Origin of the sequence: Oceanobacillus limi (genome assembly GCF_900111445.1) — a bacterium.
In the GTDB taxonomy this organism is placed as follows: Bacteria; Bacillota; Bacilli; order Bacillales; family Amphibacillaceae; genus Ornithinibacillus; species Ornithinibacillus limi.
In genome coordinates this window covers 1-13,455 of the sequence record NZ_FOHE01000019.1, presented here as the reverse complement: position 1 = coordinate 13,455, position 13,455 = coordinate 1, and the positions used below count along the sequence as shown (strand labels likewise).

At 39.3% G+C, this 13,455-nt stretch carries 12 protein-coding genes; all 12 read left to right on the top strand.

The features are described from left to right. Nucleotides 1–301: 301 nt before the first annotated feature. On the top strand, nucleotides 302–1,234 hold the full coding sequence (locus tag BMX40_RS16035) for an ABC transporter permease (RefSeq protein ID WP_090871790.1): 933 nt from the start codon (nucleotides 302–304) through the stop codon (nucleotides 1,232–1,234). 1 nt (nucleotide 1,235) lies between these two features. After that, a complete protein-coding gene (locus BMX40_RS16030) occupies nucleotides 1,236–2,192 on the top strand; it encodes an ABC transporter permease (protein WP_090871788.1) in 957 nt (318 codons plus the stop codon). An 8-nt stretch (nucleotides 2,193–2,200) separates the two neighbouring features. Continuing rightward, a complete protein-coding gene (locus tag BMX40_RS16025) occupies nucleotides 2,201–3,208 on the top strand; it encodes an ABC transporter ATP-binding protein (RefSeq protein ID WP_090871786.1) in 1,008 nt (335 codons plus the stop codon). Between the two features lie 13 nt (nucleotides 3,209–3,221). Then, nucleotides 3,222–4,901, top strand: coding sequence for a peptide ABC transporter substrate-binding protein (locus tag BMX40_RS16020; protein WP_090871784.1), 1,680 nt, complete (start codon nucleotides 3,222–3,224; stop codon nucleotides 4,899–4,901). 142 nt (nucleotides 4,902–5,043) lie between these two features. Next, nucleotides 5,044–5,964: a S66 peptidase family protein gene (locus tag BMX40_RS16015; RefSeq protein WP_090871783.1), complete on the top strand. Its 921-nt coding sequence runs from the start codon at nucleotides 5,044–5,046 to the stop codon at nucleotides 5,962–5,964. 247 nt (nucleotides 5,965–6,211) lie between these two features. Further along, nucleotides 6,212–7,165, top strand: a complete 954-nt coding sequence (locus BMX40_RS16010; protein WP_090871781.1) for a C40 family peptidase — start codon at nucleotides 6,212–6,214, stop codon at nucleotides 7,163–7,165. A gap of 5 nt (nucleotides 7,166–7,170) precedes the next feature. Then, on the top strand, nucleotides 7,171–8,178 hold the full coding sequence (locus BMX40_RS16005) for an ABC transporter ATP-binding protein (protein WP_090871778.1): 1,008 nt from the start codon (nucleotides 7,171–7,173) through the stop codon (nucleotides 8,176–8,178). Nucleotides 8,179–8,368: 190 nt separating this feature from the next. Next, nucleotides 8,369–9,511 carry a stage II sporulation protein D gene (spoIID, locus tag BMX40_RS16000; protein WP_244513622.1) on the top strand — a complete coding sequence of 381 codons (1,143 nt, stop codon included), beginning with the start codon at nucleotides 8,369–8,371 and terminating at the stop codon, nucleotides 9,509–9,511. 266 nt (nucleotides 9,512–9,777) lie between these two features. Next, nucleotides 9,778–10,665 (top strand): stage II sporulation protein SpoIIQ, encoded by an 888-nt coding sequence (gene spoIIQ, locus BMX40_RS15995; RefSeq protein ID WP_090871776.1) that lies wholly within the window; start codon nucleotides 9,778–9,780, stop codon nucleotides 10,663–10,665. Between the two features lie 509 nt (nucleotides 10,666–11,174). Continuing rightward, complete coding sequence (locus tag BMX40_RS15990; protein ID WP_244513620.1) at nucleotides 11,175–12,161, top strand: AimR family lysis-lysogeny pheromone receptor; 987 nt, start codon at nucleotides 11,175–11,177, stop codon at nucleotides 12,159–12,161. Nucleotides 12,162–12,266: 105 nt separating this feature from the next. Next, nucleotides 12,267–12,395, top strand: a complete 129-nt coding sequence (locus tag BMX40_RS20820) for a hypothetical protein (protein ID WP_280139686.1) — start codon at nucleotides 12,267–12,269, stop codon at nucleotides 12,393–12,395. Nucleotides 12,396–12,925: 530 nt separating this feature from the next. Continuing rightward, nucleotides 12,926–13,210 (top strand): sporulation transcriptional regulator SpoIIID, encoded by a 285-nt coding sequence (spoIIID, locus tag BMX40_RS15985; RefSeq protein ID WP_090871772.1) that lies wholly within the window; start codon nucleotides 12,926–12,928, stop codon nucleotides 13,208–13,210. The last annotated feature ends 245 nt before the right edge of the window (nucleotides 13,211–13,455 follow it).

The window sequence follows — 13,455 nt, the reverse complement described above, 5'->3', positions numbered from 1 at the left end:
AGGAAATCGACGTTCAACGCGTGGAATCAACGTTCGCGCGAAGGAAATCGACGTTCGATGCGAGAAATCAACGTTCGCGCGAAGAAAATCAACGTTCACCCAAAACAAATCAACATTCCACCCAAACAAATCAGCGCTCAAACACTGAGCCTCCCACTTCCCTCCCTAAATAACTAAACAATATCAATAGAATATTTAAAAATAACCAAGCATAGATTGTCTATAAGGGAGTCTATGTTCAATCAAGTTTGCTAGCTATTCCTGAGATGAAAGTCTGACTTATAAAATGGGAGTTGGAAATATGCTTCGGTATATATTAAAACGTTTACTGATTATGGTTATTACATTATGGATCATTGTGACATTGACATTTGTACTTATGGTATCTATTCCGGGATCTCCGTTCAACAGTGACCAAACCTCAAATGAAACGGTTCAGGAGAATTTAGAGCGGCATTATAACTTAGACAAACCATACCATATTCAATATTTATTGTATTTAAAGTCGATCGCAACATTGGAATTTGGTCCGTCTATTAAACAACCAAACCAAACGGTGAATGATTTGCTAGGGAGAAGTTTTCCAATCTCATTTGAACTAGGCATGGTGACAATTATCGTTGCTGTAATCTCTGGGATTTTATTAGGGATTATCGCTGCACTGCGGCATAACGGGATTGTTGACTACTTGGCCATGGGGGTTGCGGTACTAGGGATATCGATACCGAACTTCATTCTTGCAACATTACTTATTCAGCAGCTCGCTGTGAATGCAGAATGGTTTCCAGTTGCCACTTGGTCCAGTCCTGCACATATGGTGTTGCCTGTATTGGCACTTGCTACAGGACCAATGGCAATTATCGCGAGGTTAACGCGATCAACGATGCTAGAAGTACTTACGCAGGATTACATTAAAATGGCTCGGGCAAAGGGATTGAATCCGTGGAAAATAATTTTTAAACATGCGTTACGTAACGCGTTAATGCCTGTAGTTACCATCATGGGAACGTTACTCGCAGGGATTTTGACAGGGACATTTGTAATTGAACAAATTTTTGCGATACCGGGTATGGGGAAATATTTTGTAGAGAGTATCAACCATCGGGATTATCCCGTCATTATGGGAACAACTGTCTTTTATAGTTCCTTTTTAATAATTATGTTGTTCCTTGTTGACATCGCATATGGAATATTAGATCCACGAATTAAAGTAAATAAAAAGGAAGGGGAATAACATGAAGAAAAATTCTAATCCCCGGATCAGAAATAGTCATCGACAGGTTCCTGATGAGTGGTTTACTTGGAGGGAACGCGATCAATCTACCGCAGAAAGACTTTCTAGGCCCTCGCTGTCCTATTGGGAGGATGCGTGGAAGCGACTTGTCAAAAATAAATTAGCGATGTCAGGGCTGTTTTTCCTAATTGGTCTAGTAACGATGGCGATTATCGGACCGATTCTATCACCCTATGATGTTCATACAAATGACTTGCCGAATCAATATCAACCCCCTTCTGCAGAGCATTGGTTTGGAACGGACTCCCATGGGCGAGATGTGTTCACCCGAACATGGTATGGGGCAAGGATATCACTATTTGTAGGGTTAATGGCTGCGTTAATTGATGTATCCATTGGCATTATATATGGTGGGCTGTCCGGCTATAAAGGTGGAAGAACGGACAATATTATGATGCGAATTATTGAAATTTTGTATGGCCTACCTTATTTATTAGTAGTTATTTTGCTATTGGTTGTCCTCGAACCAAGTTTAACGACCATTATCATCGCCCTTACCGTTACTGGCTGGGTGGGGATGGCCCGAATTGTGCGAGGACAGGTTTTACAAATAAAAAATTATGAATTTGTCCTCGCGTCGAAATCGTTTGGTACGAAAACACCGCGAATTATTCGAAAAAACCTATTACCAAATACAATGGGGCCGATTATTGTACAGATGACATTAACAGTTCCATCCGCAATTTTTGCTGAGGCCTTTTTGAGTTTCATCGGTTTAGGAATTCAGTCGCCTTACGCGAGTTGGGGAGTGATGGCAAGTGACTCACTAGGAGCAATTTTATCGGGGAATTGGTGGACGTTATTCTTTCCAGCTTTCTTTATCTCTTTTACGATGTTTGCTTTTAACGTTTTAGGGGATGGACTTCAGGATGCACTGGATCCGAAATTAAGGAAGTAGGTGCGCAAATGGAAAAAATAGTAGAAGTGAAAAACCTTCATGTAACGTTTTCAACGTATGGTGGAACGATTCAAGCGGTACGTGGTGTGAATTTTTACGTGAATAAAGGCGAAACACTGGCAATTGTGGGAGAGTCTGGGTGCGGGAAAAGTGTAACATCGAATGCAATTATGCGTTTGATTCCAGATCCACCAGGTAAGATTACGCAAGGGCAGGTGCTTTTTAAAGGGGAAGACGTAACCAAGTTTTCAGAAAAAAAGATGCGCTCGATCCGTGGTGTGGATATTTCAATGATTTTCCAGGATCCAATGACAGCTCTTAATCCAACACTTACCATTGGCTCGCAATTAATGGAGGGATTGCGGCAACACCAAGGAATATCTAGTGCCAGGTCAAAACAAAAGGCAATTGAGATGATGGAGTTAGTAGGCATTCCGAATCCAGAGGAGAGACTGAAGCAATATCCCCATCAATTCAGTGGTGGCATGAGGCAGCGTATTGTCATCGCGATTGCATTAATCTGTGAACCAGAGCTTTTGATCGCGGATGAGCCAACAACAGCACTCGATGTGACAATCCAAGCACAAATCTTAGAGCTATTCGAAAAAATACAGGAAGTAACAGGGGTCTCCATCATTTTAATTACCCATGATTTGGGGGTTGTTGCCAAAATTGCTGATCGAATTGCAGTGATGTATGCTGGAAAAATCATTGAAACTGGAACCAAACGAGATATTTTTTATAAAGGACAGCACCCCTATACAAAGGGTCTCTTGAAATCCGTTCCAAGATTGGATGTGAAGGGGGCGGCGTTAACACCGATTGATGGAACACCACCAGATTTATTCTCGCCTCCAGCGGGATGTCCTTTTGCACCAAGATGTCCCTATGCGATGGAGGTGTGCAATAAAATATACCCCGACACAGTGCAACTTAGTCAATCGCATGAAGTGAATTGTTGGTTGCAGGATGAACGGGGAAAAAGGCTTTTGGCTACTACAACAACGAAAGAATAAAGGGGGAGAAAGGATGAAGAAATTTCTCGTTTTTTTGATGGCCATGTTAACGGCATTGGTTTTAGCTGCGTGTACGACCAGTGAAAATGCCGGTGAAGAACCAGAAGATGACGCAGAACCAGACACGACGGAACAGGATGACACAGCAAATGAGGAGGAAAATAATGCAACAGATCAAGAAACAGAAGAAAAAGTTTTAAGGCTTAATAATGGTATTGAGCCTACATCGCTAGATCCATCCATTGGATTTGACGCGGTGTCATGGGATCCACTAAATAACTTGATGGAAGGATTAACTCGATTGGATCAAGACTCCCGTGCTGCAGCAGGGGTTGCGGAGGATTGGGATATATCGGAGGATGGATTGACCTATACCTTCCATTTGCGTGAAGATGCCAATTGGTCCAATGGCGATCCTGTAGTAGCAGAAGATTTTGTTTATGCATGGAAATACATGCTCGATCCAGAGACAGCATCATCGGCAGCATTTTTAGGGTATTTTATTGAGGGTGCAGAGGCATTTAATAATGGGGATGGCACTGCTGATGACGTGAATGTTACGGCAATCGATGATAAAACATTGGAAGTAGTATTGGAAGCCCCAACTGGATTTTTCTTAGACTTATTAACGAATCCAGCATTCTTCCCAATTAACCATCAAGTTGCTCAAGAAAATCCGGATTGGCATACAGAGGCAAATACTTTTGTTGGGAATGGCCCCTTTCAGCTTGAGTCTTGGGAGCATGATGTAGAAATGGTGTTTACGAAAAATGAGCACTATTGGGATGCTGGAGTGGTTAACTTAGAAAAGATTCATTTTGCAATGGTCAACGATACCAATACACAGTACCAAATGTTTGAAAGCGGAGAGCTCGACACGGCGAGTATTCCACCCGAGTTATCTGATCAATTAATTGATGGAGACAATGTCTATATTGGTGATTATGGTGGATTAGAATTTTACCGCTTCAATATTACAGAGGAGCCATTTCATAATAAAAACATCCGTAAAGCATTTGCATATGCGGTGAACCGGGCAGATATAGCGGAGTATGTTGTGAAAAATGGCGTGGAACCTGCCTATGGGTTTGTTTCTCCAGGGTTCACAGGTCCAACAGGTACGGACTTCCGTGCTGAAAATGGTGACCTCGTTAGCTTTGATCCAGCATTAGCACAGGATTATTTAGAACAAGGTATGGCTGAAGAAGGGTATGATGAGTTACCAGAAATTGTTTTATCGTACAACACAAGTGATGCAAATAAAGCGGTAGCAGAAGCCCTTCAAAGTATGTTTAACGAGCATCTTGGTGTAGAGGTTACGTTGGAGAACCAAGAATGGAATGTATTTGCAGAAGCACAGCAAAATCTAGAACTGCAGTTGTCACGCAGCTCCTTTATTAATGACTATAGTGACCCGGTTAACTTCTTGGAAAGCTTTGTGACGGATTCGTATATGAACCGAACTGGTTTTTCTAGTGACGCTTATGACGAGTTGATTGCTAAAGGAAAGTCCGAGACAGATGAAGAACAGCGCTGGGAGTATTTATACGAAGCGGAGAAAATGCTAGCTGATGAGATGATCGCCATGCCAATACGTTACTACAATACAGTTGTTTTGGAGGCAGATGGCGTTAGCGGGATCCTCCGTCACCCAGTTGGCTATTTTGATTTGAAATATGCAGATAAAAAGTAATATGTAGTTTTCAAACTACCAATAAATGAGCATGGGGTATGTTAAAGTAAAAGTGGAGGAGGCTCATATACGGTGTATGTGAGCCTCTCCTCCAAAACGAAAAAATCGTATTCTGGACGAATATAGAAAGTAGGTCATACATATGCTTTATCCTAAAGCCTTACAGCAAGGGGACACAATCGCGGTTATAGCCCCTGCTGGACCGGTAGATAAGGAACGATTAGATAAAGGGGTGTCATTTTTAAAAGAAAAAGGGCTTTATGTTGAATTGGGTAAACATGTCAAAGCGGTCCATGGTTATCTAGCAGGAAGAGATGAAGAGCGCTTAGCAGATTTCCATCAAATGGTTGCTGATCCGATGATAAAAGGTATTATTTTTGCCAGGGGTGGGTATGGAGCAGGAAGAATCGCCGCTGATATTGATTACGAACTAATTCGTGCCAACCCCAAAATAATCTGGGGTTACAGTGATATTACGTATCTGCACACAGCGGTTCGCCAACAAACAGGGCTTGTTACGTTTCACGGACCAATGCCAGCATCCGATATTGCATCTGAGGAATTTGATGCACTTTCCGCGAAAGGCTTTGATCAGCTTTTTCGAGAAACTGAGCTTTGCTATCGCGAAGAAATTAGCCCACTACAAGTTCTGAATGGAGGTGTCGCAACAGGACCTCTAGTTGGAGGAAATCTATCTTTAATCATTAGTACATTAGGAACACGCTATGAAATAGATACAAGAGGAAAGCTTTTATTCATAGAGGATATTGATGAAGTTCCGTACCGTATAGATGGAATGCTAAATCAGTTGAAGCTAGCAGGAAAACTCGAACATGCTGCTGGTATTGTGGTAGGAGACTTTGCAAAAGCCGTGCCGAAAAAAGAACCATCCCTAAGCTTACAAGAAGTATTTGAGCATTATTTTGGCAAACTTACATGTCCTGTTATGTCAGGCTTTAAAATTGGTCATTGTTATCCACATATCGCGATACCACTAGGTGCAAAAGCTACGCTAAACACGTATCAAAAGACGTTGCATGTAGAAGCGGGTGTAAGAAGGTAGTCCTGCATGTTGGTTTGGACTGGAAAATGGATGGTGATGAAAATGAGGATCGGGAATAGTCATTTAGATGAGGAATGAAGGGGAGAGGTGGCTAATTCGGGAAATGAAAGATTAATAAGATACATGAGCAATTTATTAGTGAAACGTGCCAACTAGTTCACAATTTTCACCACGAGTTTCGACCCGCACAATAAGCGAAAAAAATAGCTAAACTAGCATTCCGACCACTCAGAAAGGAGTAGCCTAAATGTTTAAACAAACGTTTGATCAATTTCATAATATGCAGGAAATTTGGGTTACAGCAGTTCAAGTTGCAACAGTTTGGACCGCACCGGACAAAGCTAGAGAAATAGATTTAGCTGGATTAAGAAACCCAACCAATATAGAACAGTGGTTGGAACAGTTAACATACGAAAATCGATTAGCACTTTGTGACGAGAATAGGGTTCAATCCCAACTACTATATGGAGAAGCTGTGATTGTTACCGAGATCATAGAAGAATGGGCACATGTCGTGATTCCATCACAGCCATCCTCAAAAGATGGGCGAGGATATCCAGGTTGGGTTCCAGTCAAGCAACTAAAGAAAATAGAACGAAATGATTGGTATCGCGCAAAAACAGCTGCTGTAACAGATTCAAAGGTTTGGCTAGAAGCTGCTAATGGTGATCGTCATATGCAAGTAAGCTACATGACTTGTCTTCCTGTCATTAATAAAATTGCCGACAGGATAAAGGTTAATACGCCAGATGGAGCCTATTTTTTACCCGGTGAATCGGTAACCATATTCCACACAAATAAAGGAAGAACAGAATCTGGAAGTGGAGAGGACATTGTTCAGTCGAGTAAGCAGTTTCTTGGGCTTGATTATTTTTGGGGAGGAATGAGTGCTTTTGGCTTTGATTGCTCCGGATTTGCTTATGCCATCCATAAGGCAAATGGGTATCAAATTCCACGGGATGCCTCTGATCAAGAAAAAGACGGCGTGGATATTCCACTCGACGCGGTTTTGCCAGGTGACCTACTCTTTTTTGCATACCAGGAAGGAAAAGGTCGTGTTCATCATGTTGGCATAGCGATAGGGGACGACCAAATGATACATGCACCGAATACAGGAAAGTCAATAGAGGTAAGTAACCTAAAAAACACGGTCTACGAAAAAGAATGCTGCCGAGCAAGAAGGTATTGGAAATGGAGGTGAAACGGATGAGTCAAAAGGTATTAAGCGTAGAAAAACTAACGAAGCACTTCACTTTGGGAAAAGGGCGCACGCTTCAAGCTGTTAATGAGGTTACGTTTGATATTCAAAAAGGGGAAACATTTGGCCTTGTTGGTGAATCTGGGTGTGGAAAATCTACCATTGGACGGACAATTATGGGATTATACGAAAAAACAGCAGGAAATGTCATATATGAAGGGAAAAATGTCCATGAACTAGGGGAGAAGGACCAATTTCAGCTCCGAAAACAAATGCAGATGATTTTTCAGGATCCGTATGCGTCCCTGAATCCACGGTCAACGGTCCGAGAAGTGATATCAGAGCCAATGGAAGTTCATAAACTGCATAAAAATAAGAAGGAGCAATTAGACGATGTTTATCAATTATTGGAAGAAGTAGGATTGAATCGGGACCATGCAAATAGATACCCACATGAATTTAGTGGCGGACAACGTCAACGGATTGGCATCGCTCGTGCACTTGCCTTAAGACCAAACTTTATTATAGCTGATGAGCCTATTTCCGCACTGGATGTCTCGGTGCAGGCGCAGGTTGTTAATCTACTGAAAGAACTCCAAATAACCAAAGGACTAACCTTCTTGTTTATCGCCCATGATTTATCCATGGTAAAACAAATCTCTGATCGAATTGGGGTAATGTACTTAGGAAACATGGTCGAATTAACTACTAGTGATCGTTTATATGAAAATCCATTACATCCATATACGAAAGCACTATTATCCGCAATACCTATCCCCGATCCAGACGTTGAAGAATCCAGAGAACGAATCATAGTAGAAGGAGAGCTTCCAAGTCCCATTAATCCTCCGAGTGGCTGTGTGTTTCGAACGAGGTGTCCCTTTGCAATGGAGATTTGTGCAACAAGAAAACCAAAATGGCAAGAGATAGAAGATAATCATTATGTTGCTTGTCATTTGTACAGTGAGGAGCAAGAAGTGAATAGTTCACCCAAAACAATAGTAAACATACGTTGAGGCTCTCCCTTATTGGACAGCCTCTATTATTTTTACTAGGATTGTCCGCAACTATTTGAACAACCCTCTATTTTTTTGCAATCAGAAGTTCTATTGTTTCCACTAGTTGTATAAGTTTTATAGTAGGGATGCTAGAAAAAAAGTTAGGAATAAATCTGATGAAAAAAAATTGTTAGGAGGGTACCAGCCATTGCCTAATCGAAAATCGAACCATAAGTTACTTCAGAAGAAGCTGAAGCAAAAAAAACAAGCACACACGTTAGCAAAGATCAAAAAATCATCAAAGCCCCAATTGCCTTTTTCCAAAAAGACATTAGGGACGAAAAATACGAAATGGAAGCTTCCTAGTCTTGTTGTAGGTAGCTTAATCTTTATCATTCTAGTTATTCCTACAATAATTGTTATTCCGTTTGTATCAGACGATTCCTACGAAGCATCTACACTGGAGCAGGAAGCCGAGTATGAAGAGATGCTTTCATCAGACTCAGCAGTAACCGTTTCTGTCATGCGTACCCAATCAAATAGCATTGAAGATGTTCCATTAGAAACCTATGTTTCTGGAGTTGTAGCTAGTGAAATGCCAGCAGAATTTGAAATGGAAGCATTGAAATCACAAGCACTGACTGCACGAACGTATATTGTCAATCAGTTACTGTATGAGGAAGAGAATTCGGAAGCGGATGTTGGTGACTCAACCCTTGATCAAGTATATAAGAATGAACGAGAGCTTCGAGAGAAATGGGGAGACGAATATAATAAAAACATGAAAAAAATAATGGAAGCAGTAGCAGCTACAGAGGGCGAAATTCTAACTTTTAATGATGCTCCGATAACACCACAGTATTTTTCAACGAGTAATGGTTATACAGAAAACTCAGAGGATTATTGGTCTAATGAGATTCCTTATTTACGAAGTGTGGAAAGTCCATGGGATGAAGTTTCACCATATTACTTAGATCAGGAGACGTTTTCGGTGGAGGAGGTTGAAAATAAGTTAGGTATCGATCTTCCAGATACGAATCAATTTGCCATTGAAGTGACTCGTACCGAAAGTAAACGTGTCAAAGAGTTAACACTTGGAGAATATTCATTTTCCGGAAAAGATGTGCGTGAAGCATTGGAATTGCGTTCCAGCGATTTTACAATTAATCAGAAAGATAATTATCTTGTCTTTGAAACAAAAGGAAATGGTCATGGCGTTGGGATGAGTCAATACGGAGCAAATGGCATGGCAAAGGAAGGGAAAACCTACAAGGATATTGTGAATTATTATTATAAAGATGTAGAAATAAGTACAGTTACTGATTCCGTACCAACGTTAGTAAGTAGATAAACGATGTCAGCCTAAACAGGGGCTGGCTATTTTTTTGGGATAAATAGAGGGAATTCAAAAGTGGAAGATTCTAAAGAATTATTAGTAGCAATAGGGTTGTGACAAGTTTTAATTCATTTACGAAACTATTAAAAAGCCTACTATAATAAGGGTAAATGCTTAATATCCCCAACTTTTCATAAAAAACACATAAAATCGAAAAAAAGTTTTGGTTTAATGTATAGTTTTTCCTTTTTCTGATCAGAATGGTTGTTGAGGTGATGATGATGAAAGAGGAAAACAAAGGTGCTTCCAAAAATAAGTGGAGCAATATTTTTCGCAAAAAGTGGTTCTTCCCAGCAGTTTATTTAACGGTTGCTGCAGTTCTGTTAGCTGTTGTTGTATGGTATCAGAATCTGGACAATCAAGTTCCTGAAGTTGCTGATGATCAAGAGGAGTTAACAGATAACTATACTCCTAGTCTTCATGATGAAGATGCAGAAGCTGTTATGGATCAACAAGAGGTAATCAAAATGCCTGTTAATGATCAAGAACAAGCAGAAATCGTAACTAAATACTATGATTACAACGCAGAGCAAGAGGATCAAGAAAGTGCACTGATCCTATATAACAACCGTTATTATCAGAGTACAGGTATTGACATTAAATTTGCTGATGACAATGCATTTGATGTGGTTGCTTCATTAAGTGGTACGGTAACGGAAGTAAAAGAAGATCCATTACTTGGTAATGTAGTTGTTCTATCACATGCTAATGATGTGACAACTTACTATGCTAGTCTGGGTGAAGTTAATGTTGAAACCAATGATGAAGTAAATCAAGGTGATCTATTAGGAACTGCTGGTCAAAACTTGTTTGGCAAAGATAATGGGACACATGTACATTTTGAATTACGAAAAGATGGAAAAGATGTAAACCCAGAAGAGTTTTTCAATCAACCGATGAGTCAGTTAGACGTTTCATCAGAGGAAACTGCTGAAGATGCTGAAGAACAAGATCAAAATCAAAACAGTGGTGACCAAGAAGAAAGCGCAACTGACGAAAATAGTGATGATGAAAATGAAGATGTAACTGAGGAAGAACCAGACGTTGATTCAGATGAAGATAGCAATTCGGATGATGAAGAAACCGATGAGGATTCAACAGACGAATAAATAATCTATTCATGGAATCTAACTTTTATCCTAGTAAATTAAATTTACTAGGATTTTTTTTATTTATCGTTCGAAATCTAGTACAAAATACCGATGCCAATCGACATTTATTGGTGTTTTTTGCCTAATTCTTTTCAATAATTTGGCATTTAAACAACAAACTTCGACATATATACCTAGATTTGACTAATTCACCTTGAAAAATGTCGAACGATTTTACCTTGTTTTTACATTAATATATGGTAATATAAGTTTAGTTCACACGAATATGTAGGATTCTAGTGAAACTTGTAACTATTTCCATAAGACCTACTTCTTCAGAAATAATACTCAATCAAAATATAATCAACTTATGTCCTTCTGCTAGGAAAATACTACTAAAGATAATTACCTCTAGGAAAAAGTAATTACAAATTGCTAGAAATAAATCTCCTTAAGATTAGAAAGGTAGGCTCTTCGACACAATGTACTCTGAAAACATTAAGTTAACATCAGGTTATATCTCTTCAATGACCGAGTTAACGTTGGGGCAAGTGATATTATTATTAAGTCATGAACATAATGATGAAGTGGCAATTGAGCTAACCAGAAAATACTGTCTACAATCTACTAATAATGAAATTCAAAAAAAAGGATTAGAGTTTTTATATATTAATGGTTTCTATGATGATCTAAAAGAATTAATTAAGCTTAATGAAGGGTCCGAGCACTATTCAAACCGTCTATGGGCCAAGGTGTACCAAATTGTATTAGCTAGACGGACTAGAAGCTATCCCCTGGAACAGATGCGTAGAGAACTGCAAGATATAAAAACAGATGACCCGGAATTAAGATGTTTAATAGAGTTTACAATCGTGGATACTTATTATAGTCAGCTGGAGTTCGGTCAAATCGGAAACTTATTAAGTAAACAGCAAGCATTATTTGATGCAATCCATGATCAATTCATGCTTTCTGCCTTTAACTTGAGATTGTACCAGAAATTATTTATTTATTATTGGAAGAAAAACGAATTAATTATGGCAAGAAAGTATGCCTTTCGTGCCATTAACCAAACAACGAATCCAATAACTAAATTGAACATGCATGTTAATCTTGCCTTAACCTATACTTTTGATACCTATTATCAAGGTATGTATCATTTAAAGGAAGCCTTAAAGATTGCCAAGAAACATAATTATTCTAAAAAGGTTTATGGTATTGAAAATCATAATATTCCTTTTTTATCAGCGAATTTCAATAAAGTTGACGGAATTTCCTCAGAAGATCCGACGGAACAGGCGCATATTGAAATTGCAAAAGGCAACTATGATAAAGCAACTGAAATATTACAGGATGTAGAGTTGAATAGTCCATTTAAACTTTATTATATGGGACTAGCAACACAAGATCGCAACATGCTAACCGAATCCTATAAATTATTTATTGAGAAGAGAAATGATTACTTTTTCAGTCGGCTTCCATTAAATGCCTTAAAAGAAATGGGAGAGATATAAAAAGCAATACATACATCTTTCGTATAACAGAATGGATTGACCACAGAGCAATAAGCTTGTAGGTCACTGTCACAAAAGTAATTTTTCATGAGAGGAGGAAAATATGTGAAAAACATAAAAACAATCCTTTTTTTCACTTTCATCGTTTTTATGTTTGCCTTTACTACCGGTCAGATCGATGGCCATCAACTTTGTGATCCAGACTACGGAGAGATTGATACAGAAAGTGCCTAAACTTTTATATGTTGATATTCCATGCATGAGACATGCATGGTTTTTTTTTGTATAGAAATAACAGATGCCAATATTAAATATATTTTAATAATTACAAAAAAACTTCTTGTCCTGCCAGTCCTTTGCACTAAAAATAATCATATTTACCGTCCTCCCGTAATAAAATGTTACAAACCAAGCATTCAGTAAGTCTGAGGTGAGAGCTTATGTGGCTCTTTGACTATTCATCCAAATTGCTTGAAAAACGTGATACATAATACGCTACCAAAATTAAAGTACATATCAATCGAATTCTTTTAAAAATGAAACGACCAAATAACATCTCCTAAAACGATTCACCATGATTTATAGCTCGCTTAACGGTCCTAGAAAATCAGACGGCCACAATTATACACTTTACAATTGTGTTCAGAAGTGTGAAGTCGGAAAAACGACCGAATTTGCCAAGTGAACAGGCAATCATCTATTTTTTCGAATCACCTAGTCTCAACCCACACCTCGGAAATATTCAACATAGGGAGGCGAACGGTGTGCACGATTACATCAAAGAAAGAACTATCAGGATAGGTGAGTATGTCGTTGAGACAAAGAAAACCGTCCGGGTGATAGCAAAAGAATTTGGTGTTTCAAAAAGCACAGTTCATAAGGATTTAACAGAACGCTTACCGGAAATAAACCCAGAGCTATCGAACCAAGTAAAAGAAATCCTTGAGTACCACAAATCGATCCGCCATCTTCGTGGAGGAGAAGCAACAAGAAAAAAGTACCGAACAGATGATACGCAGTCAGACAAGAATGCCGAACCAGTAGGGTAAAACGTTCGAACGGTAATTGTGTTAGTGGAACTTCTCACTACCAACGTAAAGGAGGTGGTTGGAAGAGCAACACGCTGATAAGAACTTGATGAACACATAGCACCTCAAAAGCGCAGCTGAATAGAGCTGCGCTTTTGAGGTGTTTTTGGGGAGAGGAGGAATCGACGTTTAGGACTGTGAAATCAACGTTGGAGAGGGAGAATCGACGTTTAGTGATGAGAAATCGACGTTGGAGAAGGAGAATC

What these genes read in the sequence shown, in the direction of transcription:
- BMX40_RS16035 (WP_090871790.1), top strand. Translation starts at nt 302, where the DNA reads ATGCTTCGGTATATATTAAAACGTTTACTGATTATGGTTATTACATTA.
- BMX40_RS16030 (WP_090871788.1), top strand. Translation starts at nt 1,236, where the DNA reads ATGAAGAAAAATTCTAATCCCCGGATCAGAAATAGTCATCGACAGGTT.
- BMX40_RS16025 (WP_090871786.1), top strand. Translation starts at nt 2,201, where the DNA reads ATGGAAAAAATAGTAGAAGTGAAAAACCTTCATGTAACGTTTTCAACG.
- BMX40_RS16020 (WP_090871784.1), top strand. Translation starts at nt 3,222, where the DNA reads ATGAAGAAATTTCTCGTTTTTTTGATGGCCATGTTAACGGCATTGGTT.
- BMX40_RS16015 (WP_090871783.1), top strand. Translation starts at nt 5,044, where the DNA reads ATGCTTTATCCTAAAGCCTTACAGCAAGGGGACACAATCGCGGTTATA.
- BMX40_RS16010 (WP_090871781.1), top strand. Translation starts at nt 6,212, where the DNA reads ATGTTTAAACAAACGTTTGATCAATTTCATAATATGCAGGAAATTTGG.
- BMX40_RS16005 (WP_090871778.1), top strand. Translation starts at nt 7,171, where the DNA reads ATGAGTCAAAAGGTATTAAGCGTAGAAAAACTAACGAAGCACTTCACT.
- spoIIQ (WP_090871776.1), top strand. Translation starts at nt 9,778, where the DNA reads ATGAAAGAGGAAAACAAAGGTGCTTCCAAAAATAAGTGGAGCAATATT.
- BMX40_RS15990 (WP_244513620.1), top strand. Translation starts at nt 11,175, where the DNA reads ATGACCGAGTTAACGTTGGGGCAAGTGATATTATTATTAAGTCATGAA.